The organism is Serratia sp. CoH_122_TC_1 (genome assembly GCF_058191755.1).
The window spans coordinates 56,055-81,946 of record NZ_JBXWLA010000007.1 but is presented as its reverse complement, the minus strand read 5'-3'; the positions used below and the strand labels follow the sequence as shown (position 1 = coordinate 81,946).

At 53.6% G+C, this 25,892-nt stretch carries 28 protein-coding genes and 1 other RNA gene; 17 read left to right on the top strand and 12 right to left on the bottom strand.

Translation table 11 applies throughout. The features are described from left to right. The first annotated feature begins 116 nt into the window (after positions 1-116). From hupB to AC2FC2_RS10700, 4 genes are all read left to right on the top strand, one after another. Positions 117-389 carry a nucleoid-associated protein HU-beta gene (gene hupB / locus AC2FC2_RS10715; RefSeq protein ID WP_006319790.1) on the top strand — a complete coding sequence of 91 codons (273 nt, stop codon included), beginning with the start codon at positions 117-119 and terminating at the stop codon, positions 387-389. Between the two features lie 182 nt (positions 390-571). Continuing rightward, positions 572-2,458: a peptidylprolyl isomerase gene (gene ppiD / locus AC2FC2_RS10710; RefSeq protein WP_490659198.1), complete on the top strand. Its 1,887-nt coding sequence runs from the start codon at positions 572-574 to the stop codon at positions 2,456-2,458. A gap of 139 nt (positions 2,459-2,597) precedes the next feature. After that, positions 2,598-2,987, top strand: coding sequence for a ComEA family DNA-binding protein (locus tag AC2FC2_RS10705; RefSeq protein WP_265554577.1), 390 nt, complete (start codon positions 2,598-2,600; stop codon positions 2,985-2,987). 156 nt (positions 2,988-3,143) lie between these two features. After that, complete coding sequence (locus AC2FC2_RS10700) at positions 3,144-3,560, top strand: acyl-CoA thioesterase (protein ID WP_265554575.1); 417 nt, start codon at positions 3,144-3,146, stop codon at positions 3,558-3,560. Positions 3,561-3,674: 114 nt separating this feature from the next. Here AC2FC2_RS10700 and queC read toward each other — a convergent pair whose 3' ends face one another. Next, complete coding sequence (gene queC / locus AC2FC2_RS10695) at positions 3,675-4,373, bottom strand: 7-cyano-7-deazaguanine synthase QueC (RefSeq protein ID WP_265554573.1); 699 nt, start codon at positions 4,371-4,373, stop codon at positions 3,675-3,677. Positions 4,374-4,489: 116 nt separating this feature from the next. Further along, positions 4,490-6,217 (bottom strand): SgrR family transcriptional regulator, encoded by a 1,728-nt coding sequence (locus tag AC2FC2_RS10690; protein ID WP_490659197.1) that lies wholly within the window; start codon positions 6,215-6,217, stop codon positions 4,490-4,492. 110 nt (positions 6,218-6,327) lie between these two features. On the opposite strand from AC2FC2_RS10690, the gene cof reads away from it, so the two are divergent. Continuing rightward, positions 6,328-7,152 carry an HMP-PP phosphatase gene (gene cof, locus AC2FC2_RS10685; protein ID WP_490659196.1) on the top strand — a complete coding sequence of 275 codons (825 nt, stop codon included), beginning with the start codon at positions 6,328-6,330 and terminating at the stop codon, positions 7,150-7,152. A 112-nt stretch (positions 7,153-7,264) separates the two neighbouring features. Here cof and AC2FC2_RS10680 read toward each other — a convergent pair whose 3' ends face one another. Continuing rightward, positions 7,265-8,305 carry a PLP-dependent cysteine synthase family protein gene (locus AC2FC2_RS10680; RefSeq protein ID WP_209636920.1) on the bottom strand — a complete coding sequence of 347 codons (1,041 nt, stop codon included), beginning with the start codon at positions 8,303-8,305 and terminating at the stop codon, positions 7,265-7,267. A gap of 123 nt (positions 8,306-8,428) precedes the next feature. On the opposite strand from AC2FC2_RS10680, the gene AC2FC2_RS10675 reads away from it, so the two are divergent. The 5 genes from AC2FC2_RS10675 to amtB all read left to right on the top strand — a co-directional run bounded on the left by AC2FC2_RS10675 (position 8,429) and on the right by amtB (position 14,493). Further along, on the top strand, positions 8,429-8,890 hold the full coding sequence (locus AC2FC2_RS10675; RefSeq protein ID WP_061806800.1) for an Lrp/AsnC family transcriptional regulator: 462 nt from the start codon (positions 8,429-8,431) through the stop codon (positions 8,888-8,890). A 97-nt stretch (positions 8,891-8,987) separates the two neighbouring features. Further along, positions 8,988-10,763 carry a SmdA family multidrug ABC transporter permease/ATP-binding protein gene (locus AC2FC2_RS10670; protein WP_209636518.1) on the top strand — a complete coding sequence of 592 codons (1,776 nt, stop codon included), beginning with the start codon at positions 8,988-8,990 and terminating at the stop codon, positions 10,761-10,763. Further along, a complete protein-coding gene (locus tag AC2FC2_RS10665) occupies positions 10,756-12,534 on the top strand; it encodes a SmdB family multidrug efflux ABC transporter permease/ATP-binding protein (protein ID WP_209636516.1) in 1,779 nt (592 codons plus the stop codon). The genes AC2FC2_RS10670 and AC2FC2_RS10665 overlap by 8 nt, the downstream gene beginning before the upstream one ends. Positions 12,535-12,831: 297 nt before the next feature. Further along, the gene (glnK, locus tag AC2FC2_RS10660; protein ID WP_012005549.1) at positions 12,832-13,170 is read left to right on the top strand and encodes a P-II family nitrogen regulator; all 339 of its coding nucleotides are present in this window, start codon (positions 12,832-12,834) and stop codon (positions 13,168-13,170) included. 36 nt (positions 13,171-13,206) lie between these two features. Next, a complete protein-coding gene (gene amtB, locus AC2FC2_RS10655) occupies positions 13,207-14,493 on the top strand; it encodes an ammonium transporter AmtB (protein WP_209636515.1) in 1,287 nt (428 codons plus the stop codon). 93 nt (positions 14,494-14,586) lie between these two features. Here amtB and tesB read toward each other — a convergent pair whose 3' ends face one another. Beyond that, complete coding sequence (gene tesB, locus AC2FC2_RS10650; RefSeq protein ID WP_209636514.1) at positions 14,587-15,450, bottom strand: acyl-CoA thioesterase II; 864 nt, start codon at positions 15,448-15,450, stop codon at positions 14,587-14,589. Positions 15,451-15,679: 229 nt separating this feature from the next. Between tesB and AC2FC2_RS10645 the strand changes: the two genes are divergently transcribed. Beyond that, positions 15,680-16,171: a YbaY family lipoprotein gene (locus AC2FC2_RS10645; RefSeq protein WP_209636512.1), complete on the top strand. Its 492-nt coding sequence runs from the start codon at positions 15,680-15,682 to the stop codon at positions 16,169-16,171. A 65-nt stretch (positions 16,172-16,236) separates the two neighbouring features. On the opposite strand, the gene AC2FC2_RS10640 is transcribed toward AC2FC2_RS10645, so the two are convergent. Further along, positions 16,237-16,551, bottom strand: a complete 315-nt coding sequence (locus tag AC2FC2_RS10640) for an MGMT family protein (protein WP_245209923.1) — start codon at positions 16,549-16,551, stop codon at positions 16,237-16,239. Positions 16,552-16,706: 155 nt separating this feature from the next. Between AC2FC2_RS10640 and ffs the strand changes: the two genes are divergently transcribed. Continuing rightward, positions 16,707-16,803: signal recognition particle sRNA small type (gene ffs, locus AC2FC2_RS10635), an RNA gene on the top strand. Positions 16,804-16,926: 123 nt separating this feature from the next. On the opposite strand, the gene AC2FC2_RS10630 is transcribed toward ffs, so the two are convergent. After that, a complete protein-coding gene (locus AC2FC2_RS10630) occupies positions 16,927-18,270 on the bottom strand; it encodes an NCS2 family permease (protein WP_490659195.1) in 1,344 nt (447 codons plus the stop codon). 97 nt (positions 18,271-18,367) lie between these two features. Beyond that, complete coding sequence (locus tag AC2FC2_RS10625) at positions 18,368-20,155, bottom strand: adenine deaminase (protein ID WP_490659194.1); 1,788 nt, start codon at positions 20,153-20,155, stop codon at positions 18,368-18,370. 138 nt (positions 20,156-20,293) lie between these two features. On the opposite strand from AC2FC2_RS10625, the gene AC2FC2_RS10620 reads away from it, so the two are divergent. Beyond that, positions 20,294-21,223, top strand: a complete 930-nt coding sequence (locus AC2FC2_RS10620) for a LysR family transcriptional regulator (RefSeq protein ID WP_209636506.1) — start codon at positions 20,294-20,296, stop codon at positions 21,221-21,223. A 79-nt stretch (positions 21,224-21,302) separates the two neighbouring features. On the opposite strand, the gene hha is transcribed toward AC2FC2_RS10620, so the two are convergent. The 3 genes from hha to AC2FC2_RS10605 form a co-directional block, all read right to left on the bottom strand. Continuing rightward, on the bottom strand, positions 21,303-21,506 hold the full coding sequence (hha, locus tag AC2FC2_RS10615; RefSeq protein WP_044548719.1) for a hemolysin expression-modulating protein Hha: 204 nt from the start codon (positions 21,504-21,506) through the stop codon (positions 21,303-21,305). Positions 21,507-21,561: 55 nt separating this feature from the next. Continuing rightward, a complete protein-coding gene (tomB, locus tag AC2FC2_RS10610; RefSeq protein ID WP_004940312.1) occupies positions 21,562-21,930 on the bottom strand; it encodes an Hha toxicity modulator TomB in 369 nt (122 codons plus the stop codon). A 162-nt stretch (positions 21,931-22,092) separates the two neighbouring features. Continuing rightward, complete coding sequence (locus AC2FC2_RS10605) at positions 22,093-22,419, bottom strand: hypothetical protein (protein WP_265554883.1); 327 nt, start codon at positions 22,417-22,419, stop codon at positions 22,093-22,095. A gap of 330 nt (positions 22,420-22,749) precedes the next feature. Between AC2FC2_RS10605 and AC2FC2_RS10600 the strand changes: the two genes are divergently transcribed. From AC2FC2_RS10600 to AC2FC2_RS10585, 4 genes are read left to right on the top strand one after another with little or no spacing between them, the layout of a single operon-like run. Then, complete coding sequence (locus AC2FC2_RS10600) at positions 22,750-22,896, top strand: hypothetical protein (protein WP_490659193.1); 147 nt, start codon at positions 22,750-22,752, stop codon at positions 22,894-22,896. Further along, positions 22,893-23,606: a metal ABC transporter ATP-binding protein gene (locus AC2FC2_RS10595; protein WP_490659192.1), complete on the top strand. Its 714-nt coding sequence runs from the start codon at positions 22,893-22,895 to the stop codon at positions 23,604-23,606. The genes AC2FC2_RS10600 and AC2FC2_RS10595 overlap by 4 nt, the downstream gene beginning before the upstream one ends. Next, positions 23,603-24,460, top strand: coding sequence for a metal ABC transporter permease (locus tag AC2FC2_RS10590; RefSeq protein WP_265554563.1), 858 nt, complete (start codon positions 23,603-23,605; stop codon positions 24,458-24,460). The genes AC2FC2_RS10595 and AC2FC2_RS10590 overlap by 4 nt, the downstream gene beginning before the upstream one ends. 25 nt (positions 24,461-24,485) lie before the next feature. Beyond that, positions 24,486-25,364, top strand: coding sequence for a metal ABC transporter solute-binding protein, Zn/Mn family (locus AC2FC2_RS10585; protein WP_490659191.1), 879 nt, complete (start codon positions 24,486-24,488; stop codon positions 25,362-25,364). Between the two features lie 109 nt (positions 25,365-25,473). Here AC2FC2_RS10585 and ykgO read toward each other — a convergent pair whose 3' ends face one another. Together ykgO and AC2FC2_RS10575 are read right to left on the bottom strand one after the other, a co-directional pair. Next, positions 25,474-25,617, bottom strand: coding sequence for a type B 50S ribosomal protein L36 (gene ykgO / locus AC2FC2_RS10580; RefSeq protein WP_037425251.1), 144 nt, complete (start codon positions 25,615-25,617; stop codon positions 25,474-25,476). A gap of 12 nt (positions 25,618-25,629) precedes the next feature. Continuing rightward, on the bottom strand, positions 25,630-25,887 hold the full coding sequence (locus AC2FC2_RS10575) for a type B 50S ribosomal protein L31 (protein WP_037425248.1): 258 nt from the start codon (positions 25,885-25,887) through the stop codon (positions 25,630-25,632). Positions 25,888-25,892 lie beyond the last annotated feature (5 nt).

The window sequence follows — 25,892 nt, the reverse complement described above, 5'->3', positions numbered from 1 at the left end:
GTTTTGTCATGCTTTCGGTGGCTTGCCAAGGTTCGATGGGATTGATATAACAGCTGCGCTGTCGCAACCGTAGGGATTTTTCGGTGCGACGATTGAATTCTAGAGGGGATGATAGAGTGAATAAGTCACAACTGATCGACAAAATTGCCGCAGGTGCTGATATTTCCAAAGCGGCAGCTGGACGTGCTTTAGATGCAGTCATTGCATCTGTTACCGAATCCTTGAAGGAAGGGGATGACGTGGCTCTGGTTGGTTTCGGTTCTTTTACAGTGCGTGAGCGTTCAGCCCGTACTGGCCGTAATCCACAAACCGGTAAAGAGATCAAAATCGCGGCAGCCAAAGTTCCGGCCTTCCGTGCAGGGAAAGCGCTGAAAGACGCAGTAAACTGATTGTTTGCGTCTAACCGTTTAGCGTTACAGGGTTTTGTAATAAACAATCACCTGACGCAACGGTGCTGGTAAGGTAAGATATAAGGCGCATCAGATTGATGCGCTTTTTTTATTTTTGTCGCAGGGAACGCGCCTGCGCAAGGGTGTTTTTAATCCACATCACAGCGGAGTGTTGTCACACTATGATGGACAATTTACGCGCGGCTGCTAATAACGTCGTGCTCAAAATCATCCTGGCCCTGATCATCTTGTCATTTATTTTGACCGGGGTGGGTAACTACCTGATCGGCGGTTCCGGCGATTATGCAGCGAAAGTAAATGGTCAGGTGATCGAGCGCGCTCAGCTGGAACAGGCTTTCCAAAGCGAACGCAGCCGTATGCAGCAACAGCTGGGTGACCAGTTCTCCGCGCTGGCGGGCAATGAAGGCTACATGCAGCAGATGCGCCATCAGGCGTTGTCACAGTTGATCGACAACATGCTGTTGGATCAATACGCCAAGAAATTAGGCCTGAGCGTCAGCGACGATCAGGTGAAGGACGCCATCCGCAAGGCGCCTTATTTCCAAACTAACGGCCAGTTCGATAACGCTAAATATCTCGATCTGATTAGCCGTATGGGTTACACCGCCGATAACTTTGCGCAATCAATGCGCCAGCAATTGGTTAATCAGCAAGTGATCCAAGCCTTTGGTAGCTCCGGCTTCATTTTGCCCGCTGAAGCGCAAGGCATGACAGCACTGGTATTGCAAGAACGCGATGTGCGCCTGGCTACGCTGGATCTGAAAGCGTTGCAGGCCAAGCAAACCGTGACTGACGACGAGCTGAAAGAGTTCTACAACCAGAACAAGAACAGCTTCATTGCGCCGGAGCAGGTCAAAGTAAGCTATATCCCGATGGATGCGGCCTCTATGCAGGACAAGGTGACGGTAACCGACGCGGATATCAGCGCCTATTACGACCAGCACAAAAGCAGCTACGGCCAACCTGAACGCAAGAACTACAGCGTTATCCAGCTGAAAACTGAGGCGGAAGCCAATGCAGTGCTGGATGAACTGAAAAAAGGCGGCGATTTTGCCACCCTGGCGAAAGAAAAATCCACCGACATCATTTCACGCCGCACCGGTGGTGAATTGGGTTGGTTGGAGCCGGAAACCACAGCAGACGAGCTGAAACAGGCTAACCTGACCGAAAAAGGCCAGCTGTCTGGCGCGGTGAAGTCTTCCGTAGGTTATCTGGTCGTGCGTCTGAACGACATCGAACCTGAGAAAGTGAAACCTTTGAGCGAAGTGCATGACGCTATCGCCAAGCAGGTTAAGCAGGAAAAAGCCGTAGATGCGTATTACGCGCTGCAGCAGAAGGTCAGCGAAGCTGCCACCAGCGATAACGAGTCCCTGGCATCAGCAGAAGAGGCCGCGGGCGTGAAAGCGGCACACACTGACTGGTTTACTCGCGATAACATCCCGGCAGCACTGAACTTCAAACCTGTGATTCAGTCGATTTTTGACGGTTCACTGATTGGCGAAGCGGGTGCTCCGGGCAGCAACTCTGATGTGATCACCGTTGATGGTGACCGCGCCTTCGTGATCCGTGTTTCTGGCCATAAACCAGAAGGCATTGAACCCTTCGACCAGGTGAAAGATCGCGTAGCTGAATTGGTTAAACGCAACAAAGCGGAACAGGAAGCGAAACTGCAGGGCGAGAAACTGCTGGTTGAGCTGAAACAAGGCAAAGGCGACGAAGCAATGAAAGTGGCGGGTCTGAGCTTTGGTAGCGTGCAGAAGATGGCACGTGCGCCGGAAGATAGCCAACTGGTGCAGAGTGTATTCGCGCTGGCGCATCCGCAGGAAGGTAAACCCGTTTACGGCATGTCGCAGGATAATCAGGGCAACGTGGTGCTTATTGCACTCGATGCTGTGAATCCTGGCACCTTGCCAGCGGAAGAAATGAAAACCTTCGTCAGCAAAATGGAAGAAGGTGCGACCGGCGTGTCCTTTGACTCTCTGCTGGCCAGCTTGCGTAAAGAAGCCAAAATCACTATGGGTGCCTCTGAGCAGCAGCAACCTCAGTAAAGTACCGCAATTTTCTGCAACGCAATGTAATCCTCAAAGGCCGCTTTCGCGGCCTTTTCCACATCTGGAATCCGTGAATTGCTGAAGATCGCCCGTTGCGGCAAGGTGAGCTTGCTGTTAAACACAAGGAGGATACAGCATGCAACTTACAGAAATAAAAGCGGCTAATGGCCGTGGCTTGAGCATTAAAGCGTTGTTGATGGCAGCCCTGATCTGCCTTGCAGGGCCGACACTGGCGGCGGAAGAGAAAGCGGCTACCGGGCAACCGGTGTTATCAACACAGCCGGTTAAAGCAGGGCAAAGCACCGAGCCCGGTGTGACTGCCAATAAAGAGGCGTCGGTCAGTATTAATCAGGGGGATGCCGAACAACTGGCGAGCGTGCTGAAGGGCGTGGGGCTGAAGAAAGCGGAGAGCATAGTGCGCTATCGTGAACAGCATGGCCCCTTTACACAGATTGAACAGCTCCAGGAAGTGCCGGGCATTGGGCCTGCCTTATTTGAAATGAATCGTGCACGGCTCAAAATGTGATGTTACTCACAGCTGAGTGGCAAAGTGCCCATACAGCTCTTTTTCCTCTGCTACATTTTACAGGTCTTACCAGTTTGGCGAGTTGACCAAACGCGTAAAGGAGCCGCCAGCGGCTCCTTCTTTACTGTAATCACCAGGCAGGAGCGGCCGTACACTATGCACCATACCTTTATCAAAGTCCGTGGTTATCATCTTGATTTTTATCAGCATGTTAATAACGCCCGCTATCTGGAGTTTTTGGAAGAGGCGCGCTGGGATTGGCTGGAGAATCAGGAAGGCTTCCGTTGGATGACGCAAAACAACATTGCCTTTATCGTGGTGAACATCAATATAAACTACCGCACGCCGGCGTTGTTAGGAGACAAACTGCGTATCGACAGCCAGATGGTGCAGCTAAACAGCAAAAGCGGTGTGCTGAGCCAGAAGGTGATACAAGATGCTACAGGCTCGCCGGTTGCAGACGCAATGCTGACCTTTGTTTGTGTGGATCTAAAAACTCAGCGGGCGCTGCCTATTGAAGGGCAACTGCGCGAACACTTGCAGGTATTCACGCAGCCGGAAGAGGATCAGTAAAATAACGGGCGGCAATGCTGCCGCCGTTCTACCCATCATGCGGCAAGTTGCATCCATAGTAGCGACGGCTTGCTAGCTGCCTCGATGCAACTCACCTATTCAGGTTATCTTCCTTCAGACCAGGCCGGTCTTCTGTTTCAGACTTGCCATGACTTCGGCTTTGTTGATTTGGTACTGCTGCAGGCCGTTAGCGCGCAGATGGCAGGCGGCACATTCGCCACAGCCGTTGCCTTTAATGCCGTTGTAGCAGGTCAGCGTTTCTTGCTGCACCAACGCCAATTGATGGTAGTAATCCGCCAGCGCCCAGGTTTCTGCCTTGTTCAACCACATCAGCGGTGTTTCAAAACGGATATCACGCGCGATACCCAGCACTATCGCGTGATTCAATGCTTTGACAAATTCGTCGCGGCAGTCCGGGTAGCCGGAAAAATCGGTTTCACACACGCCAGTGATCACGGCTTCGGCTTCAACCTGATAAGCATAGATAGCCGCTAGCGTCAGGAACAAAATGTTGCGGCCCGGCACAAAGGTACTCGGTAGCGCATTCTTTTCATCTGGGTTGTAGGCGGGTACCGGGATATTGTCACGGGTCAGGCTACTGATCGCCAATTCGTTGAGAAGGCCGACATCCAGCAGTTTGTGCGCTTTGGCTCCCAGAGCTACCGACAACGCCTGAGCCACCTCAATCTCAGCGCGATGGCGCTGGCCGTAATCGAAGGTAACGCAGTGAACTTCGTCATACTGTTGTAATGCCTGGATCAAGCAGGTCGTGGAATCTTGTCCACCGCTAAAAACGACAACCGCGCGCTTCATAAAATCACCTTATTGGATTTGGCCTTTCCCGACACACAATCGGGCGGCAGGATAAAAATGCGTTGCGGCAGCAATGGTAGCAGAAATAGCTGGATACCGCAGGGCCGCACCCATGCTCAGTCTGCTGAGGGCGGCTCTGTATCCTCCACCGGTGGTGGTAACCAGGCTTGGCAGAAGTCGAACCAACCGTGGGCGGTCAATGTGACGCCATGGATACGCGGTGGCGCGCTGATCTGATATTGGTAGTGGAACAGGGGAGTGATGATCGCCGCTGTCATCAGTTGCCGATAGTAATCTTTTAACTGCTCATGACGTTGTTGTTGTGCTGGTCGTTGTTGGATCTGTTGCAGCGTCTGTTGCTGATGTTGCCAGCGAGAGTCGGGCAGGATACCGCGCCACAGCGTATCTTGCCGTAGCCAGCTTTCTAACGTTGCCTCCGGCGACTCCCCAATTAAGTTGTCCGCAAGCAGCATGTCGGCCTGCTCGATTTGCTCGGCGCTTTGCCAGCGTTTGCCCGCGTAGTAACACACCTCCAGTTCGCAACCGTGTCGTGCCAACAGCTGTTGTAACGCAACGGTGACCGTTTCCAGCTCCACAGGGGGCCGGTACAGCAGCTTCAGTTTGGCCGGCAGGGTAATACCCTCCTCAACGTGATGTTGTGGGATCGCCCAACCGGGAAGCATTTCGTGGCTGGGGGTGATGACACTGTTTGGAACCGGCAGATTGGCCAGTAAGCCGGATTGTTGGATCAACATCAGCAGCTTTTTCCCTTGCGCCTCACTGAGCTCGCCATGTTTTAAATTCACCGCCAGATAGCACCAACCCAGGCTCATACTGCGCTGTACCGGCCGCGCCAGCGCCAAGTCCTCCTGCTGGCCAATGGTAATACGTACGGGGTGTTGGCAACTGGTATATGCATCGCCGTTTTGCAGTTCCGGTGTGATCCAATACTCAATGCTTTCCAGATAAGGATGCTGCAAATGGTAAAACGGGTGTTGTTCCAACCTCACCAAATGAGGCTCGTTGAGCGTTAGCTTAAATGGGCCTGCGCCCATGCTCGGCGTATCGGGGTGGGTGAGCAGGCAAGGCAGCTCTGCCAGTCGGTGCGCCAACCAGTAATCTGGGGAGTGTAAATCAAACTGCAGACACAGCGCATGCGGCAGACTGAGCGTGGCGACGTTGGCCAGACTGGGTTGGCTACGCGGATGCTTCAGCAGTTTTTCCAGTGTTTGTAAAAGTTGTTGCCCGGTCAAGGGTTCGCCGTTGTGCCAGCGCAATTGGCTGCGCAGAAAGAACTGCCAACGTAAACCGTCATGGCTGGTTTGCCAGTGATGAGCCAGATCTGATTGCGGTTCGGTATTACCGGTAATAAAGCGCGTCAGGCCGGCATGCAGAGTGGCAACCAAATGCTGTTCGGCACGGCCAGTGAGCGTCAGCGGATCCAGAGACTCCAGCGTACGGTAGTAGGGGATACGCAACGTTGGGCTACCTGCCTGCCATTGGCCGCCGAGGTGTGGATTGAGTAATTCCTGCAAATGTTGTGGGTCCAACTGCGCCATTTCCAATGCACCCTGATGATCGCCGTCCTGTAATAGCCTTTGCAGGTGGGCGGCGCGGAGTTCATCAGGTGTTTTCAGGCAATGCAGCCGTGCACGCTTTCCCCGCCCAGGCTGCGACTGCCAACTTAGCCAGCCTTGATCCTGCAACTGTTGCACCAGCGTGCGGGCATGGCGCTCACTGCAATAGAACATGGCCGCCAGTTCGCTGATGGTGATGGCGACTGGCGTACCGCCAAGTTGCTGGTACAGGCGTTGATATTGGCTGAGGCGGTGGGTCAGGCGCATGAGGGGAAATCCAAATCCGGAACAGTTTTCCAGAATTGTTCACTATTACTTCCGCAAATACCATCTCATACTGCAGGGACTGTAATCGCGTTCACATTCACGAGGTCTTTATGTATCGCCTGGCGGCTTTTGATATGGATGGCACTTTGTTGACACCGGATCACCGGGTTGGGCCGGAAACTCTGGCGGTGCTAAAGCAGCTTGTTGAGCGAGAGATGTTTGTCACTTTCGCGACAGGGCGTCACTACCTGGATGCACAGCCGATCATGGCGCAGCTGGGTCTGCAAGGGTATCTGATTACGGGCAACGGTACACGGGTCTATGATAATCAGGGGCAGCAGCTGCACGCCACCGATTTGCCTGCCGATATTGCTGAAGAGGTCTTGCATACCCATTGGTGCACCGAAGCCAGTATGCACGTATTTCGTGACGAAGGCTGGATGACGGAGTTCGCGGTGCCGGAGGCGATGCTACGGGCGCACCACTTGAGTGGTTTCCATTACCAACTTACCGAAGTGCGGCGCTTGCCGGCGTTTGGCAACAGCAAGGTCTGCTTTGCTGGGCCGCATGAAGAACTGCTGAAGCTTCAGGTACAACTGCGGCAACATTTTGCCGCCCGCGTTGATCTTTGCTTCTCCGCTTATGAATGCCTGGAGGTTTTGCCGTTGGGCTGCAATAAGGGCTCAGCGCTGGACACCTTAAGCCGTCATCTGGGGCTGAAAATGGCGGACTGCATGGCGTTTGGTGATGCGATGAACGACAAGGAGATGCTGGCGGCAGTAGGGCACGGTGTGGTGATGGGCAACGCGTTGCCACAGCTGAAGTCGTTATTGCCACAGCTACAGGTTATCGGCCACTGCGAACAGCAGGCGGTGGCTCACTATTTGCAACATTGGCTGCGTTCACCTTGCCTCACCTATTCCCCCGAATTATGAGGTTTTATTGGCGGCCGCCGGGTAAGACTTACCCGGCTTTTTTTATACCCGGCATCTTTCAAGCCGCAGCGTTGTTGGCTGCAACTCGAAAGCCATTGGGGATTATTGCTGATTACAAATCTGCCAACTGCGCCAGATAGGGGGTCAGATCGCCGATATTGTTGCTGACCCATTCTTCGTTGTAGTAGGTATCCAAATAACGTTCGCCACTGTCGCACAGTAAGGTGACGATGGAACCCTGCTCGCCGTTTTCCCGCATCTGTTTTGCCAGCTGTAATGCGCCCCAGACGTTAGTGCCGGTGGATGCGCCCACTTTGCGTCCCAGGACCGTCTCCAGCCAATGGATAGTCGCAACACTGGCGGCATCAGGCACGCGCAACATGCTATCGACCACGGAAGGGATAAATGATGGCTCGGCGCGAGGGCGGCCAATGCCTTCAATTCGGCTGCCGCAACTGCCAATCAGGGTACGGTCACGCTGGTGGAAACAATCATAGAACACCGAGTTTTCCGGATCGACCACCATCAGGCTTGTGTCGTGCCCCTGATAGCGGATGTAGCGGCCCAGCGTTGCTGAGGTACCGCCGGTGCCGGCGCTCATGACGATGTGTTTAGGGACCGGGAAAGGTTCGCGAGCCATTTGGCGGAAAATACTGTCGGCGATGTTGTTGTTGCCACGCCAGTCGGTAGCACGTTCTGCGTAAGTGAACTGATCCATGTAGTGGCCGTTAAGCTCTTTCGCCAGTTGCTCGGAGACGGCGTAAATCTGCGCTGCATGATCGACGAAGTGACATCGGCCACCATAGAAGGCAATCTGCTCAACTTTGCGGCGCGCGGTACAGGAAGGCATCACAGCAATAAAAGGCAAGCCAATTAATCTGGCGAAGTAGGCTTCTGACACCGCTGTACTGCCGGATGATGCCTCGATTATGGTGGTGTTTTCGGTGATCCAGCCGTTGCACAGGCCGTACAGGAACAGCGAGCGCGCCAGGCGGTGCTTCAGGCTGCCGGTCGGGTGCGTACTTTCGTCTTTCAGGTACAGGCAGATACCAGGAAATTCAGGCAGGTTCAGGCGGATCAGGTGCGTGTCGGCGGAGCGTTGAAAATCCGCTTCTATTTCACCGATAGCATATTTTACCCAAGAATTTGTCATCATCTGGCCTCAGAATAGGGGAGCTTATTTACCGCATAATATAGCCCGCCGCTGAGAAAAAAGGATTGCCATTTTTCCTGTTTAATCGCCTAATGGGAGAAAATTATTCTCCTGGTTGTCGATATGTTAGATAAAACAGACCGTAAATTACTTTGCATGCTGCAGCAGGATTGCACGCAGCCGTTACAGGCACTGGCGGATGCGGTCAATCTGACGTCGACACCCTGCTGGAAAAGGCTCAAGCGGTTGGAAGAGGAGGGCTATATCCGTGGACGGGTTGCGCTACTCGATAACGAAAAGCTCGGTTTGGGTCTGACGGCATTTGTACTGATCAAAACGCAGCAGCACAGCAGCGAGTGGTATCAACAGTTTGTGCAACTGACCAAGCAGATGCCGGAGGTGCTGGCGTTTTACCGCATGGCGGGAGAATACGATTACCTGATGCAGGTAGAAGTGGCAGATATGAAGAGCTACGACAGCTTTTACAAGCGCCTGGTGAACGGTGTGCCGGGGCTGATCGACGTGACTTCCAGCTTCGCGATGGAAAAGATCAAATACACCACTGCACTGCCGGTTCCTGAGTGAAAAGTTCACCAAATCGGCGAAGTAACGGTGGTATCCTACTCTGCTGAGGCAGATCGAGAGAAAAAACGATTACATCTACATCTTGGAATAAAACTGCGTGAGACTATTTGCTCAAATCGGCTGGTATTTCCGCCGCGAGTGGCGCCGCTACTTAGGGGCGGTGGTGCTGCTGATCATCATTGCCATACTGCAATTGTTGCCGCCCAAGCTGGTGGGGATCATTGTGGATGGCATCACCGAAAAACAGATGTCCGGTGGGGTGCTGATGGCATGGCTGGGGCTAATGCTCGGCACCGCGGTGGTTGTTTACCTGTTGCGCTATGTGTGGCGGGTATTGCTGTTTGGCGCGTCCTATCAGCTCGCCGTTGAACTGCGTGAAAACTTTTATCGCCAACTTAGCCGTCAGAACCCGGCCTTCTATCTGCGTCACCGCACGGGCGATCTGATGGCGCGTGCCACCAACGACGTCGATCGGGTGGTGTTCGCTGCCGGTGAAGGTGTATTAACACTGGTGGATTCGCTGGTGATGGGGTTGGCTGTATTGGTGGTAATGAGCACCCAAATTAGCTGGCAGCTCACCCTGATATCGCTCATTCCCATGCCGATCATGGCGATCGTTATCAAGTATTATGGCGATCAGTTGCACCAACGCTTTAAATCAGCGCAGGCCGCGTTCTCCAGCCTGAACGATCAGGCGCAGGAAAGCATGACCAGTATTCGGATGATCAAGGCGTTTGGCCTGGAAGATCATCAGTCCAATCAGTTTGCTGAAGTGGCAGCCCAAACTGGCGCCAAAAATATGCATGTGGCGCGGGTGGATGCCCGTTTTGACCCGACGATTTATATCGCCATCGGTACCGCCAATCTGTTGGCGATCGGCGGCGGCAGTTGGATGGTGGTAAACGGTTCTATGACGCTGGGGCAACTGACCAGTTTCGTCATGTATCTTGGCCTGATGATTTGGCCCATGTTGGCGCTGGCCTGGATGTTCAACATTGTCGAGCGCGGCAGCGCGGCCTATAGCCGTATTCGCAGTCTGCTGGACGAAGCACCCGCGGTAACCGATGGCGAGCATAGGTTGCCAGCAGGGCGAGGCAGTCTGGCCGTCGATATCCGGGCGTTCCACTACCCGGGCAATACGCATTCGGCACTGCACAATGTGGTATTGAAACTGGAGCCAGGACAAATGCTTGGGCTGTGTGGGCCGACCGGTGCCGGTAAATCGACGTTGCTGTCGTTGATCCAGCGTCAGTTTGATATTGATGATGGCCAAATCAGCTATCAGGGGTTGCCGTTGACGCAGGTGAAGCTCGACGATTGGCGTTCACGCTTGTCTGTGGTTAGCCAGACGCCGTTCTTGTTTTCTGACAGCGTGGCAAACAACATTGCGCTGGGGAATCCGGGTGCGACGCAGGAACAAATTGAGCGAGCAGCTCGGCTGGCCAGCGTACATGAGGATATTTTGCGTCTGCCGCAGGGGTATGAAACCGAAGTGGGCGAGCGTGGCGTGATGCTGTCCGGCGGGCAGAAACAGCGTATTTCTATTGCCCGAGCCCTGTTGCTGGATGCGGAAATCCTGATCCTTGATGATGCGCTGTCGGCAGTGGATGGCCGTACTGAACATCAAATTCTGCATAACCTGCGTAGCTGGGGACAAAACCGGACGGTGATTATCAGCGCACACCGGCTCTCGGCGTTGACCGAAGCCAGTGAAATTCTGGTGATACAGCACGGTAGCGTGGCGCAACGTGGCCAGCATGCGTCGCTGGCGGCTCAACCCGGTTGGTATCGCGATATGTATCGTTATCAGCAACTGGAAGCGGCACTCGATGAGGCTCCTGAAAGCGGTGAGGAGATGTTACCCAATGAATAAGGTGCAAAAGCTGTGGCCGACGCTGAAACGGTTGCTGGCTTATGGATCGCCGTACCGGAAACCGCTGGGGTTGGCGGTGTTAATGCTGTGGGTCGCAGCAGCGGCGGAAGTCGCCGGACCCATTCTGGTCAGCTACTTTATCGATAACTATGTTGCCAAGGGCCAGCTGCCGTTGATGATCGTCTGTGGGCTGGCAGCCGCCTATATTCTGTTGGAACTGCTCGCAGCAGCGCTACACTATTTTCAGGCGTTGCTGTTCAACCAGGCGGCAGTCGGGGTGGTTCAACGCCTGCGTACGGACGTGATGGATGCCGCGTTACGCCAGCCGCTGAGTGCTTTTGATACGCAGCCGGTCGGGCAGTTAATCTCGCGGGTAACCAACGACACGGAAGTGATCAAAGATCTGTACGTGATGGTTGTGTCCACCGTATTGAAAAGTGCTGCGCTGATTGGCGCCATGCTGGTGGCGATGTTTAGCCTCGACTGGCGTATGGCACTGGTGGCGATCTGCATCTTTCCTGCGGTGTTTGTGGTGATGGGGATTTATCAATATTACAGCATACCGATTGTGCGGCGGGTACGTAGTTATCTGGCAGACATTAACGATGGCTTTAACGAAGTGATCAACGGTATGGGGGTCATTCAGCAGTTCCGTCAGCAGCTTCGCTTTGGCGAACGCATGAGCGCCGCCAGTCGTTCTCATTATACCGCCCGCATGCAAACCTTGCGGTTGGATGGTTTTCTTTTGCGTCCACTGCTCAGCCTGTTTTCGGCGCTCGTGCTGTGTGGCCTGTTGATGCTGTTCGGCTTCAGTGGTGAGGGAGCGATCGGCGTTGGGGTGTTGTATGCCTTTATCAACTATCTGGGGCGTCTGAATGAGCCGCTGATAGAGCTGACGGCGCAGCAATCTATCTTGCAGCAGGCAGTTGTCGCCGGCGAGCGTATTTTCGAATTGATGGATCGTCAGCAGCAGAGTTACGGCACGGATGAACGCCCGCTGGAAAGCGGGCGCATAGATATAGACGATCTGAGCTTTGCCTACCGTGATGACAAAAAGGTGCTGCAGCATATTTCGCTGTCGGTGCCGTCGCGTGGTTTTGTGGCGCTGGTCGGGCATACCGGCAGCGGTAAGAGTACGTTGGCCAATCTGTTAATGGGCTACTACCCCGTTAACCAGGGAGAGGTGCGTCTCGATGGGCGTCCGCTGGCCAGTCTGTCACACCGTACGTTGCGTCAGGGCGTGGCGATGGTGCAGCAGGATCCGGTAGTGATTGCCGAGTCAGTGCTGGCTAACGTTACCCTGGGGCGCAATATCAGTGAGGAAGCCGTCTGGCAAGCGCTGGAAAGGGTTCAACTGGCTGAGCTGGTGCGCGGCTTCCCGCAGGGTATTCATACGCGCCTGGGTGAGCAAGGTAACAATCTTTCTGTGGGCCAGAAACAGCTGCTGGCGATGGCCAGGGTGTTGGTGCAGGCACCGCAAATCTTGATCCTGGATGAGGCGACAGCCAACATTGATTCGGGAACGGAACAGGCGATTCAGCGCGCACTGCGCTTGATTCGCGAACATACCACGCTGGTGGTGATCGCTCATCGTCTGTCGACCATTGTGGATGCGGATACTATTCTGGTGCTGCACCGTGGTCAGGCCGTCGAGCAGGGCAATCATCAGCAACTGCTGGCGCAGCAGGGACGTTACTACCAGATGTATCAGCTGCAATTGGTGGGGGAAGAACTGGCCGCCGCTAACCGCGAAGAAACACAAACGGCGTAATGCCTGGGGCCGCTTTGGCGGCCTCTTACTTTTCCCACTCCTACGCACCACAAACAGGCATCACGGCTTTTTAAATCCCTTTCTCTGCACTTTTTCGACGCGTCACGCACCAAAATAGTGCGCAATATTTAATCAATCTTCTGTGCGCTGGCGCATTGGCGGCGACCTGCAGTGCAACGGATCGCCGTCCTGCCGGTTAATTTGCTGAATTAGCGTACAAAATCATTTGTGGCATAGCCTTTGCTTTATAAGACTCGTACCCGGGGTGAGTTTGGGCTTAATTCGTGGAGAGGCAATATGAAGCTGGTGACCGTGGTGATTAAACCATTCAAGCTGGAGGACGTGCGTGAAGCCCTATCCTCTGTAGGTATTCAGGGGCTGACCGTAAGCGAAGTGAAAGGCTTTGGTCGTCAGAAAGGGCATGCTGAGCTGTATCGCGGAGCCGAGTACAGCGTCAACTTCTTACCCAAAGTAAAAATCGACATTGCTATCGCTGACGACCAGTTAGATGAAGTGGTTGATGTCATTAGTAAAGCGGCCTACACCGGCAAAATAGGTGACGGCAAAATTTTCGTTGCCGAATTGCAACGTGTCATTCGCATTCGCACCGGCGAAACAGATGAAGCAGCACTGTAATCACAGGCTCAGTAAAGTAATGGGGATGGATTGATAATGAAAAAACTTTTATCCATGTTGGGCCTGAGTACGGTAACCATGGTTCCTTCTTTGGCCCTGGCCGCTCCGGCGGTCGCAGACAAGGCTGACAACGCCTTCATGATGATTTGCACCGCTTTGGTGCTGTTCATGACCTTGCCGGGCGTCGCGTTGTTTTACGGCGGTTTGCTGCGTTCCAAGAACGTGCTTTCCATGTTGACCCAAGTGACAGTCACCTTCGCATTGGTGTGCGTGTTATGGGTGCTTTATGGCTACAGTCTGGCTTTCAGCGAAGGCAATGCGTTCTTCGGTGGCTTCCAGACGGCGATGCTGAAGGGCATTGGCATCGACAGCGTTACCGGCACCTTTAACCAAATGATCCACGTGGCATTCCAGTGCTCATTTGCCTGTATTACCGTTGCGCTGGTTGTGGGGGGCTTTGCCGAACGAATCCGTTTCTCTGCGGTAGTGATCTTCGCGGCAATTTGGTTCACCATTTCTTACCTGCCAATTGCCCATATGGTGTGGGGCGGTGGTTTGCTCGCTACAGATGGTGCACTGGACTTTGCCGGTGGTACCGTCGTGCACATCAACGCGGCCAGTGCCGGTCTGATTGGCGCTTACCTGCTGGGCAAGCGCGCGGGTTTCGGTAAAGAAGCCTTCAAGCCGCACAACTTGCCAATGGTGTTTACCGGTGCGTCCATCCTGTACATCGGTTGGTTTGGCTTTAACGCCGGTTCTGCCAGCGCGGCTAACGGTGTTGCGGCCCTGGCGTTCCTGAATACCGTGGTGGCTACTGCGGGCGCGATTCTCTCATGGACCTTCGCTGAGTGGATTGTGCGTGGCAAACCTTCACTGTTGGGTGCTTGTTCCGGCATGATCGCCGGGCTGGTTGCGATAACACCGGCTGCGGGCACCGTGGGTGTTGGCGGGGCGTTGATTATCGGCCTGGTCGGCGGCATTGCCGGTCTGTGGGGTGTGGTCACGCTGAAAAAATGGCTGAAAGTTGATGATACCTGTGACGTGTTCGGCGTGCATGGCGTCTGTGGCATCGTCGGCTGTCTGCTGACAGGTGTGTTCACCTCTGCTTCGCTGGGCGGTACGGGCTACGCAGAAGGCGTTACTATGGGCCATCAGGTGTGGATCCAGTTGTTGAGTGTCGTGATAACCCTGGTCTGGTCTGGAGTGGCTGCCTTTATCGCTTTCAAAGTGGCAGGGGCTATTGTCGGTCTGCGCGTGCCGGAAGAGCAGGAGCGCGAAGGTCTGGACGTCAACAGCCATGGCGAGAGTGCCTACAACCAATAAGCCTTGAAGAAGGGCAGTGCGCTAAATAACTCGAAAAATAATGATGATGCAAAAAGGGCGATGGTGACATCGCCCTTTTTCTTTGGTGGGCGATTAGGCTTCGCGTTGGCGGATCACGCCTTCCTGAACCGTCGTCGCAACCAGCTGGCCATCACGGGTATAGAATTGGCCGCGTACAAAGCCACGGGCGCCGGAAGCAGAAGGGCTTTCCACTACGTACAGCAACCAGTCATCCATGCGGAATGGACGGTGGAACCACATTGAGTGGTCGATCGTCGCGACCTGCATGCCCGGTTCCAGGAACCCGACGCCGTGCGGCTGTAGCGCGGTTGGCAGGAAGTTGAAGTCAGACGCATAGCCGAGCAAATACTGATGGATACGCAGATCGTCCGGCATGGTGCCATTGGCGCGGAACCACACGTAGCGGTGCGGTTCTTCCACGCTGCCTTTCAATGGGTTATGGAATTTGACCGGGCGCATTTCAATCGGTTTCTGGCCGATGAACTTCTCGCGCACTTTATCCGGCAACATGTGCGACAGCTTCTGGGCAATCTCCGATTCAGACATCAATCCTTCCGGAGGCGGCACATCTGGCATGGTGTTCTGGTGCTCAAACCCTTCTTCTGGGCTTTGGAAAGAGGCCGTCATATAGAAGATCGGTTTGCCGTGCTGGATAGCGCTGACGCGGCGGGCGCTAAAGCTGTTGCCGTCACGCAGGATTTCCACGTCATAAATAATCGGCTTACTGCTGTCGCCGGGGCGCAGGAAATAGCTGTGGAATGAATGCACGCTGCGCTCAGCCGGCACGGTTTGCTTGGCAGCATACAGTGCCTGGCCAACGACTTGGCCACCGAATACCTGACGTAGTCCCAGGTCTTCGCTTTGACCACGGAACAACCCTTCTTCAATTTTCTCCAGATCCAGCAGATCAAGGAGGTTTTGCAGTGCCTGGCTCATAAAGTTACTACCCTTTTATAATCATTTTGAGCAGTGTGCGGAATATCACGGCAAGACGTCAATATATTGCGTTAAAGCGCAGGGAAAATGGACTGAATACTGAGCGTTATTAGAGGGCTAAATGATTAATAGGCAGGACTAAATGGATTTTTCAGTATTTTGTGCTAAGTTTAATGAGTGCGGTGGTGAAAGCCACCAACATGTTGATAATAAAAAAGGAGACCGATCCATGAAACTCTGGCAAATCGTAGGTGGAGCAACAGCATTAACAATCGCCCTGGCGGGTTGTGCCCAAAAGAGCGCGAAAGTGCCTACACCGACCGCGGGAAACGCAGCGATTGCGCAAACGCAGATTCAGGGCCCGGCGGTGACAGGTTCGGTTAACATTCGCCAGCGCATAGCGCTGCCGCCGGATGCGGTACTGACCGTTACGCTCTCTGATGCCTCACTGGCGGATGCGCCATCTAAAGTGATCGCCCAGCGCGCCGTTCGCACCGAGGGCAAGCAGGCACCGTTTAATTTTGTACTGCCGTACAATCCGTCCGATATACAGCCTAATGCGCGCATTATCCTGAGTGCGGCAATTACGTTAAATGGTCGGATGATGTTCATTACCGACACCATTCAGGAAGTGGTGAATCGTAACGGCACCCGTGCTGACTTGGTGATGGTTCCGGTGCAGGGCATGGCCGCACAGGCTGCCCCGACAACGATGCCATAATCCGGCAGGTCTGAAGCAGTAAACGATGAACAGCCTTTGCGCTCTGGCCAAAGGCTGTTTTGTTACTACCAGCGCCAGCCGTAGACCTGCAGATCAATCGTGCTGTGTTTGCCGAAGATAATCCCCTCCTCAAGCAATGCCTGCCGCTGGCGTTGGAAATCCTCTCCCTGCTGCGATATTTGCCCGTGCCGGTTAATGACCCGGTGCCAAGGGAGGCTGCTGCCTTCAGGCAAACGTCTGAGTACGCCGCCGACTTGCCGAGCTGCACGCGGTGAGCCGGCCAGCTGTGCGACTTCTCCATAGGTCGTGACCTTACCATAGGGGATGGCGGCCACCACGTGGAATACGCGTTGGCTGAAGGAGGCGTCTTCTGGTTCCATAGTGTCTTCCTGCGCGAGTAAAATCCCAAGCGAAGAGTGTGCCACAGGCGAGGTGGGTAAGAAAACAGCGGTTGGCCGGGGTTGGCTTGCTATTTGGCGGGGCATAGCCGATAATGCCCACCGCTTCAGAGTACAGAAGCCGTCAATGGGGGCCCTGTTGGTTCTCCCGCAACACTAACTTGTGAACTCGGTCAGATCCGGAAGGAAGCAGCCGTAGCAGGTGACGTGTGTGCCGGGATGTAGCTGGCAGGGCCTCCACCAATTTCAGCGTCACACCAGCCTCTTTAACCTTCATCCCGCTCGTTTGCCATTGCCAGGCTAATAATGTCGCAGCAGAAATACTGCCGGCGCCGACGGCTCGCCAGCTTTTCCACCTCAGTGCTTAACCAGCGTGGCGAAGTAGTACGCCAGTGGGATCGCCAGCAGATAAAGACCTACAGGTACTTCACGCCACTTACCGGCAATCACCTTGATAATAATATAAAACAACAACCCACCTGCGATGCCTGTGCCAAAGCTGTTGGCGATCAATGTGATCATTACCATCATCAGTACCGGCAGGCCGTCGGTAAAGTTGGCTAAGTCGACTTTGCGCAGCCCGCTGAACATATTCAGGCCGATCAAAATCAGCGCTGGTGCAGTGGCTTCTTTCGGGATCATCAGGGCAACCGGTGTGAACAGCAGCATCAGTAAAAACATCACCGCCGCCGCCAGTGCGGTTAGCCCGGTTTTTCCGCCGGCTTCAGCCGCTGCAGAGGACTCGATCAGCGCTGTGGCAGCAGGAATACCGACACAGGGACCGAGGGCAGCGGCAATAGAGTCCACCATGAATGGTCGGTTGATGTGCGGCATATTGCCGTGCTCGTCCAACAATCCGGCCTCACCCCCCACAGCCAGCGTCGTGCCCATGGTTGAGAAAAACTCCGAAGCGAAAAACACGAACAGATAGGGTAAGAAGGCAATATTCAATGCGCCGACCAGATCGACATGGCCGAGTACCGGGGCCAATGAATGCGGCATGGCCATCAGGCTGGTTGGCAAATGCGTGACGCCGAATGGGATGCCGACCAGAGTAGCGACCAGGATCGCCCAGAGAATAGCGCCGGGGATGCGGCGGGCCTGCAGAGCAATCGCTAAAAACAGGCCACACAGCGCAATCAATGCACCGGGCGCAGTGAAGTCCCCCAGCATTAGCGCGTTGGATTTTGCGTTGGCCAGTACCAGCCCGGCGTTGCGGAACCCCAGTATTGCAACAAACAGCCCGATCGAGGCCGTTAGCCCAAGCTTGATCGACTGTGGTACCGAACGGGTGACCACTTCACGTAGCCCTAGCCGGGTCAGGACAAAAAATAAAATGCCGGACCAACAAGCGATACCCAGACCAATTTGCCAACTAATGCCTTCACTGCCTGCCAATGTCACACCGACCAGCACCGAACCACCGATACCCGGCCCAACAATAAACGGCAGATTGCCGTAAAATGCCATCAGCAAGGTACCCAGCACGAACACCAGAATGGTGCCTGTGGTGACGGCGCCTTTATCCATGCCTCCGACAGCCAGTAACCCGGGGATCACGACCAGCAGATAGGCCGCAGCCAGAAAACCGGTGATCCCGGCCAGGCATTCGGTTTTGACATTACTTTGCCGCGCGTGCAGTTGAAAACGCCGCTGCAGCCAGCTCCCTGGTGTTGGAGCAGGTACTGAATTTTCTGCCATAATGGCAATCTCCCGTCGCTATACCTATCGTATTTCATGTTGAACGGCTGGCCGTAGCTTGAAATCTATAGGTTATCTGTTGTTATTATGTTTGTGTTTATGCTGGTGTTTCCCAGCAGGCGATCAGTGGATCGACAATCTGGCGCGTTGTGCCGTCAGTCAGGCCGAGATCGGTCAGGTGTGGTCCGGCGTTGCATGCCAGACAGGTGCCTTCTATTGCTTTGAAAACCCGGTAAGGCGGCTCCCAGTCAGCGATCAGTGCGCTCATGGCGCGCAGGTTTTTAAACTGTTTTGCCAATTCGCTGGCAGGTAGATCCGAAAGCATGCCGGCAATCGGCATCGCCACCTGTGCCAGGATCTTACCGTTTTGACTTAAGGCCATGCCGCCGCCCGTGGTGATGAGGGTATTGGCGGCCAGTGCCATGTCGGCAGGATCGCGGCCCAGCACCACGAGATTGTGTGAATCATGCGAATAGCTGGTGGCGATAGCGCCACGCAGTTCACCCCAACCTTCCAGTAGCGCCAGTTGTGGCGTGGCTTGGTGACGTCCATGACGATGCTGAACCCAAATCAGGCTAAAACCCTCTGGAATCTGTACGTTACCGTCACGTACTTCGACCGTTTTTTCTCCCCACTGGGTAAAACGGGCACCCTTGATGTGGCGCAGAGTCGCTTGGCCATGGCGGATCGCAGGAACCTTCAGGATGAAATCGTCTGCAACTCGCGGTTGCAGCTGCAAGGTGTTACGCGGAGCCGTGACATCCGGGTTAGCGTTGAGGGGAGCCAGCATTTTGCCGTCTTGTGCCATCAGCTTTCCTGCGACGTAAACCTGCCGGGCATTAAGGTGTTTCAGAGAATCGAATACCACCAGATCTGCGATACGGCCTGCGGCAATCAGCCCGAGATCGTTACGCTGCAAGCGGATGGCGGCATTGAGCGTAGCCATGCGTAACACATCAGTCGCCGGTAACCCTTGTTCGATCAACATATTAAGCAATGCCACGATGCCGCCTTTTTCCAACAGCATATCGGGTGGTACATCGTCGGTGCACACTGTGACTTGTGAGGACAGATGCGGGAGCGTTTTCAGTGCTGCGACGATCTCCGGCAGCAGGTAAGGGTGAGAGCCTCTTATTTCTAACGTCAGACCTGCGCGTAATTTTTCCAGCGCATCTGCCCCTGAGGTCAGTTCGTGGTCAGAAGTAACACCTGCGGCCAGGTAAGCTTGTAGTTGAGCACCGCTCAATCCACGTGCATGTCCTTCAATCAACTTGCCGCTGTTTAACCCGGCATTAAGGATCTCGAGCATACGGTCGCTGCCGTTGAGTACGCCATGCATATCCATGACTTCGGCAACGCCGCCGACCTCCGGCCATGCCAGCATGGTTTCCATCTCCTGGCCGCCAAAGTCGGCCCCGGACATTTCTAATCCTGGTGTGGAAGGTACGCTTGAGGGCGCAGCGCAGATCACCCGGAGCGGTAAGCCTCGGCTGGCATCAACGGCATAACGCACGCCAGCAACGCCGAGCACGTTGGCCAGTTCGTGCGGATCCCAGAAGATCGTTGTGGTCCCCTGGGCGACGACGATCTCAGCATAGCGTTCTGGTGGCAAGTGCGAGCTCTCAACATGCACATGGGTATCGATCAACCCAGGGCTCAGATACGCACCAGCCAAATCCTGTGTCAGCAAGGCGTCAGTCATTGTGGTGCAAGGGTGAACGCTGGCAATCAGCGAGCCAACGATGCCGACATCAACGTGGCGAACCTCACCGGTTGCCATGTCAATGAGTGCAGCGTTTGTCAGCAGTAAATCAAAAGGATGTTGGCCTAGTGCGGCTTTCACCGCACGCTGGCGTTCGCCCGTGCTGGTGCAATGAGTGGTCATGGTGATTACCCGGCATAATGACAGGGTTGTTACTCTAGGCGGGCGTACGGGCTTTGCACAGATGATTTAATTTATCGCCTGATAAGAAACGTTTATGCTGTCGCAAACGTTTACTTTGTTGGCTGACGGAAACCTGACATGTCTGAACCCTGGCGCCGGTTGCCCGCGCTTTCTCTGAAACAGATCCAATATTTCGTTACTTTGGCGAGGTTGCGGCATTTTACCGATACGGCAAACCGACTGGCTATCAGTCAGCCGGCATTGAGCAGTGCGCTGCGGCAGATAGAGTTGGTGTTAGGGGGCAAGTTGGTGAATCGCACCGCCTCGGCGGTGACCTTAACTGAACAGGGCGCGGCTATCTTGCCACATGCTGAACGGCTGCTGAATGTGGCGCAGGCCGCGTTTGACGATATGCAGCGTATTATGTTGGCAGGTGGCGACGGGACTGTGCGTATCGGGCTGGTGCCTTCAGTCAGCGGGTTATTATTTCCGGCGGTGCCGCAATTGCTGGCGACGCACTTTCCCCGTCTGCGTATCGAGTTTCATGATCAAACAAATGACTCGCTGTTATTACAGTTAGATAACGGGTTAATCGATTTTGGTATTGGTGCACTGGATAGCTCGGTGCCAGAATCGCTGGAGATATATCCGTTGCAGGAAGACCCCTTTGTGGTCGTCATGCGATGTGACGATCCTCTGGCGGAATCACATCACCTACCGTGGCGGCAATTAACCCGGCGGGATATCGCCGTTTTTTCTAAAGGGAATATCAGCAGATTGGTGTTGGCATTGGCGGAAAGCCACCGTTTGAATTTAACCGCACGTTACCAGGTGGATTTTTTAGAGACGTTATATGGTTTAGTGCGTTCAAAATTAGCCGTGGCAATTTTACCGCAACTTTACACCACGCATTTGAATGATGAAGAATTAACCGTGGTTCAGCTACAGCAGCCAATGCTCAGCCGCACCGTGGCGTTAATGCGCAGCGCACACCGAAACCATCCGGTATTAATTGATGATTGTTTCCAATTGTTATTGCAAGAATTCCAAAAGCGAATGAAAGTCTAGGAAGTCAATGAGATAAATACGCTAGCAGGGGAACATTGAAGCCGATGAATGTATCGGCTCAACGCATTTTACGCTGGGACTATCGTACGAACTTCCAAACGGCCGTTGGGATTTTATCGTACAGTTTATTCATGGTGAGCTCAGCCAGGCGATGGTCGGCTGCAGAGTAAAACAACTCAAGCTCATCATCTGAAAGCTCATATTTGTTTTTTTCAATGACGCGTTCCAGTGTGTCAATTGTGGTGCATTTACGTAAACGCATCAGATAATCAATTTTAGTCATGATAACCTTTGGTGTTATAAACCGTAGAGAAGAATAATTTGGGGATAATTATCCCCTAAGTTTTCATTGTCGTACAGATGTCCTCTCCTGAGAACATTCTGAATAATCGCGCCTTGGTTTTTTGCCAACGACGCAAATCGGAATCATTTATACCGTAACTGCTGAACAGCGTGTAGGTATCATCGAGATACTCTTCGACTAACTCCGATAAATCACTTTCGTCCATGTATTTAATTTTATAACTCATCACAAACGAAGCAATATGTTCTATCAACTCATTAAGCTGAAGGTTGACGGAAGATGTCGGATCGTTCACCCAGCCGTGATGGCTGTCGCCCAGCGTGGCAATGCCTTCATCATACAGGTTTTCGCACAAGAATTTTAGCTGAGCAATATCGTGCCTTTTAGGCGAATACTCATCCATATCATCCCCTCCGTAAGTCTTAATTTCGGTGTTGATAACACTCTGTGAGTAAGCTGATTTACATCATAGACGGAGACAGCTTAATGAAGGTGACAGAATAAACTTTCCGTATAATGAATATAAATCATTTCTTCGCATCTGGCCTGCTGTTATTACGTAAACTTACAATTCATCTGCTGTAGATGGCCGAGAGTTATCAATGATGTCAAAGATGAGTCCCTGTTCGGCAACGCGAAAAGTGACACTATCGCTGATGTATTCCTCGGCGTTGATATCCAGACAGGCATTGAAAATTGTCCATTTATAGCGGTAACTCATTGAATACTTATCGTTGCTCAGTGCTTGAATATCAAGTATCTCTAATGAACCCTCAGCATAATGCGCACTTTCTGAATAAAAACTCAAGCCGCTGGTCAATGCCGGTTCCAACTCTGACATTTTATCGAGGATCGCTTTCTTTAGTTTTTTAACAGAAAGTGCTTCCGTCATTGTTCGACAGTGGAGAATTAGATCCATTTAATGCCTGACCTTATGGCGTTCCCGTCTAATTATCTTACTCCTTTTTGGACACTTCGTCGGTAAACTTTTCGTTAACTAAAGGCTTTTTTACACTAACCCAACGTTGCTTATCAGTTAATAACCCTGACGCTACCCAGCATACCTCTAAAGAGTCGCTCTCGTTTTCGAAAAAGTGTCACATGTCGGCAGGTTACTCACTTTATTGTTACGTTCGGTTGCACTAATCACCGGGTCGGCGCTTGAGCTGTTGAAGTGTTTGTGATGTTATACTGTAACAATTTAATTTCCTGTCGTCTGACCATGAAACTGACATCCACATCACACGATGACGCTACGCCGTCATTACATTCACTGTTCACGGCCTCTGCAGGGTTGCGCTGTGGCATTGCCGCATTGCTGTTGGTTTTACTCTGGCTAGGCATACTCTGGGCGGTGGCATTGCCATGATAACGTTACAAGAGGCCGTGATCGGTTACGGTGGTGCACCTCTGTTCCCACCGCTCAGTGGTCACTTTGCTACGGGGTCTCTGACCGCCGTTGTCGGGGTAAACGGGGCCGGAAAGTCCACGTTGCTGAAAACGTTGGCTGGGCTTTTGCCGCTACAGAACGGCAGTCTGTCCTTCAGCGGTCATTCATTACCGCGGATGGCGTATTTGCCGCAACAGGCTGAATTGGACCGCCAGTTTCCGATCGTGGTGAGCGATCTGGTGGCGATGGGAAGCTGGCCGCAGAGCGGCATGTTTGGTGGATTGCGCAAACGCGTTGTACTGCAAATTTCGGAAGCGTTAGAGACCGTGGGCATGACGGCGATGGCACATAGCCCGGTTGGCGAGCTTTCTGGGGGCCAACTACAGCGGGTATTGTTCGCACGTCTGCTGGTCCAGCAGGCGCCGCTGATTTTACTGGATGAACCTTTTACCGGTATCGACAGCGCAACGACGCAATTGTTGTTGCAGGTGATCGCGCAGTTGCATCAACAAGGGCGAACCGTCATTGCGGTACTGCATGACATGTCGATGGTGGCTAACCATTTCCCTCAAGCGTTGTTACTGACACCAGAATGCTGCCATTGGGGAGCCGCCGGTCGAGTGTTGGAGCATATCCCCGCGTTGAATGTCGCCAGCCCACCGGTATGTCGTATGGCGGTGGCGCAATGATGTTACTTGATTCACTTATTGATCCCTTTGCTTCATTCGGCTTTATGCGTCGTGCGTTGGTTGCCTGCTTTGCGTTGTCGCTCAGCGCCGCACCGCTAGGGGTTTTCCTGTTGCTGCGGCGCATGAGTCTGGTTGGTGATGCGTTATCTCACGCGGTGCTGCCAGGGGCCGCGATCGGCTATCTGATTTCCGGCATGTCGCTGGTCGCAATGGGCGTCGGTGGGTTTATTGCCGGGTTGGCGGTAGCGATGCTGTCCGGATTGGTCAGTCGCCGGACGTTGCTGAAAGAAGACGCCAGTTTTGCAGGTTTCTATCTGGGATCTCTGGCGCTGGGGGTGACTTTAGTTTCGCTACGGGGGTCCAGCGTTGATTTACTGCACGTGTTGTTCGGTTCGATCCTGGCGGTGGACACGCATGCCATTTTAATGGTGGGGGCGATAACCAGCTTCTCTCTGCTGGTGTTAGCCGCATTGTACCGTGCGCTGGTGATTGAATCTTTTGACGCCACCTTTTTACGCGTCAGCGCACCCCGTTGGTTGGCGCTGATACACGGGATGTTTCTGGCTTTGGTGGTCATCAACCTGGTCGCCGGTTTCCAGATCCTCGGTACCCTGATGTCGGTTGGGCTGATGATGTTGCCCGCTGCCAGCGCCCGTTTTTGGGCGCGCAATCTACCGCACATGTTGGCGGTTGCTATGGGGATCGGCATGCTTTCGAGCTTTATTGGGCTTGAATGGTCGTACTACGCGTCATTGCCCGCCGGTCCTGCAATTGTGCTGAGTGCCAGCGTAATCTTTTTTGCTTCGATTCTGTTTGGGACGCGTGGGGGAATCTACTCTCTCGCGCGCCGTTGAGAAGTGCTATGTGCAAGGAGAAAGTATGAAACGTTTACCTATATCGCTGGCAGTGGCTGCTCTGCTGTCCAGCCCATTGGCTATGGCGAAGACTGTCGACGCTGTTGCCAGTTTTTCTATCCTCGGTGATATCGTCAAGCAGGTGGGGGGAGAGCATGTCAGTGTCTCTACATTGGTAGGCCCGGACGGCGACCCACACAGTTTTGAGCCGTCACCGAAAGACAGCAAGCTGCTTTCACAAGCGGATGTGGTGTTTGTCAGTGGCCTGGGGTTGGAAGGGTGGATCGATCGTCTGGTCAGCGCATCAGGGTACAAAGGTCAGGTGGTTACGGCATCGCAGGGGGTTAATTCGCGGAAGATGAATGAAGATGGTAAGGAAATCACCGATCCCCACGCCTGGAACAGTATGAAGAATGGCGTGCTGTATGCGACTAACGTGATGAATGCGCTGATTGCGGCAGACCCTGAAGATGCCAACTATTTCCGCCAGCGAGGCGCGGAGTATATCCAGCAGTTGCAAAAGATGGATCTGTGGGCAAAAACAGAATTTGCCGCGGTGCCTCAGCAAAAGCGTAAGGTGCTGACCAGTCATGATGCTTTTGGCTATTTTGGGCAAGAATATGGCGTCACCTTCCTTGCCCCGGTCGGTTTCTCTACCGAGGCAGAAGCCAGCGCCAGCGACGTGGCCGGTTTGATCAAGCAAATCAAACAAGAAAAGGTTAATGCTTACTTTATTGAAAACCAGACCGATCCACGCCTGGTGAAGCAAATTGCCGCTGCCACGGGTGCCAAAGCAGGGGGCGAACTGTATCCAGAGGCCTTATCCAACGCCAACGGGCCAGCAGCCACTTACGTGCAGGCGTTCAAGCACAATGTCGATACTCTGCTCAGCAGTATGAAATAACGGATTTGCCCTGTCTGTCAGGCAGGGCATTTTTGCTGTTTCAGCTTTCTCCATAAAAAAAGCCCCGTTGAGCAGCAACGGGGCTTTGCGACAGACAGCGGGTACTGCATTACTTACGTTTTTTCTTACGTCCCTGTACCGCTTTAAAGCGTGGGTTACTTTTACAAATCACATAGATACGACCTTTACGACGCACGACTTTGCAATCTGGATGGCGATTTTTCGCAGAACGCAACGAGCTCAAAACCTGCATATTGATTCCCTTTTACTTGCTGCCAGTAAAGAAGCGGCCAAAACGCTGCTGGAAGCGTGCGGTGCTGCCTTCTTTCGAGAACTCTTTCTGCTTGCCCGTGTAATACGGATGAGAAGCGGAAGAGATGTCGAGAGTAACGTACGGCCAGCTCTCACCTTCAAGCTCAATGGTGCGGTCGGTCTTAATCGTCGAACCCACCTTAAAGTAGGTATCGGCACTGAGGTCGTGGAACACGACGGTGCGGTAGTTTGGGTGGATGCCTGCTTTCATGATGC

Excerpts from the sequence above, each read along its gene's own strand:
- queC (WP_265554573.1), bottom strand. The coding sequence starts at position 4,373 with ATGAAGCGCGCGGTTGTCGTTTTTAGCGGTGGACAAGATTCCACGACC.
- AC2FC2_RS10665 (WP_209636516.1), top strand. The coding sequence starts at position 10,756 with ATGAATAAGGTGCAAAAGCTGTGGCCGACGCTGAAACGGTTGCTGGCT.
- ppiD (WP_490659198.1), top strand. The coding sequence starts at position 572 with ATGATGGACAATTTACGCGCGGCTGCTAATAACGTCGTGCTCAAAATC.
- AC2FC2_RS10575 (WP_037425248.1), bottom strand. The coding sequence starts at position 25,887 with ATGAAAGCAGGCATCCACCCAAACTACCGCACCGTCGTGTTCCACGAC.
- AC2FC2_RS10625 (WP_490659194.1), bottom strand. The coding sequence starts at position 20,155 with ATGACCACTCATTGCACCAGCACGGGCGAACGCCAGCGTGCGGTGAAA.
- AC2FC2_RS10595 (WP_490659192.1), top strand. The coding sequence starts at position 22,893 with ATGATAACGTTACAAGAGGCCGTGATCGGTTACGGTGGTGCACCTCTG.
- hha (WP_044548719.1), bottom strand. The coding sequence starts at position 21,506 with ATGACTAAAATTGATTATCTGATGCGTTTACGTAAATGCACCACAATT.
- AC2FC2_RS10620 (WP_209636506.1), top strand. The coding sequence starts at position 20,294 with ATGTCTGAACCCTGGCGCCGGTTGCCCGCGCTTTCTCTGAAACAGATC.
- AC2FC2_RS10590 (WP_265554563.1), top strand. The coding sequence starts at position 23,603 with ATGATGTTACTTGATTCACTTATTGATCCCTTTGCTTCATTCGGCTTT.
- AC2FC2_RS10705 (WP_265554577.1), top strand. The coding sequence starts at position 2,598 with ATGCAACTTACAGAAATAAAAGCGGCTAATGGCCGTGGCTTGAGCATT.
- AC2FC2_RS10585 (WP_490659191.1), top strand. The coding sequence starts at position 24,486 with ATGAAACGTTTACCTATATCGCTGGCAGTGGCTGCTCTGCTGTCCAGC.
- glnK (WP_012005549.1), top strand. The coding sequence starts at position 12,832 with ATGAAGCTGGTGACCGTGGTGATTAAACCATTCAAGCTGGAGGACGTG.
- AC2FC2_RS10675 (WP_061806800.1), top strand. The coding sequence starts at position 8,429 with ATGTTAGATAAAACAGACCGTAAATTACTTTGCATGCTGCAGCAGGAT.
- AC2FC2_RS10600 (WP_490659193.1), top strand. The coding sequence starts at position 22,750 with ATGAAACTGACATCCACATCACACGATGACGCTACGCCGTCATTACAT.
- AC2FC2_RS10690 (WP_490659197.1), bottom strand. The coding sequence starts at position 6,217 with ATGCGCCTGACCCACCGCCTCAGCCAATATCAACGCCTGTACCAGCAA.
- tesB (WP_209636514.1), bottom strand. The coding sequence starts at position 15,450 with ATGAGCCAGGCACTGCAAAACCTCCTTGATCTGCTGGATCTGGAGAAA.
- AC2FC2_RS10680 (WP_209636920.1), bottom strand. The coding sequence starts at position 8,305 with ATGACAAATTCTTGGGTAAAATATGCTATCGGTGAAATAGAAGCGGAT.
- amtB (WP_209636515.1), top strand. The coding sequence starts at position 13,207 with ATGAAAAAACTTTTATCCATGTTGGGCCTGAGTACGGTAACCATGGTT.
- AC2FC2_RS10630 (WP_490659195.1), bottom strand. The coding sequence starts at position 18,270 with ATGGCAGAAAATTCAGTACCTGCTCCAACACCAGGGAGCTGGCTGCAG.
- AC2FC2_RS10645 (WP_209636512.1), top strand. The coding sequence starts at position 15,680 with ATGAAACTCTGGCAAATCGTAGGTGGAGCAACAGCATTAACAATCGCC.
- tomB (WP_004940312.1), bottom strand. The coding sequence starts at position 21,930 with ATGGATGAGTATTCGCCTAAAAGGCACGATATTGCTCAGCTAAAATTC.
- AC2FC2_RS10640 (WP_245209923.1), bottom strand. The coding sequence starts at position 16,551 with ATGGAACCAGAAGACGCCTCCTTCAGCCAACGCGTATTCCACGTGGTG.
- cof (WP_490659196.1), top strand. The coding sequence starts at position 6,328 with ATGTATCGCCTGGCGGCTTTTGATATGGATGGCACTTTGTTGACACCG.
- AC2FC2_RS10700 (WP_265554575.1), top strand. The coding sequence starts at position 3,144 with ATGCACCATACCTTTATCAAAGTCCGTGGTTATCATCTTGATTTTTAT.
- ykgO (WP_037425251.1), bottom strand. The coding sequence starts at position 25,617 with ATGCAGGTTTTGAGCTCGTTGCGTTCTGCGAAAAATCGCCATCCAGAT.
- AC2FC2_RS10605 (WP_265554883.1), bottom strand. The coding sequence starts at position 22,419 with ATGACGGAAGCACTTTCTGTTAAAAAACTAAAGAAAGCGATCCTCGAT.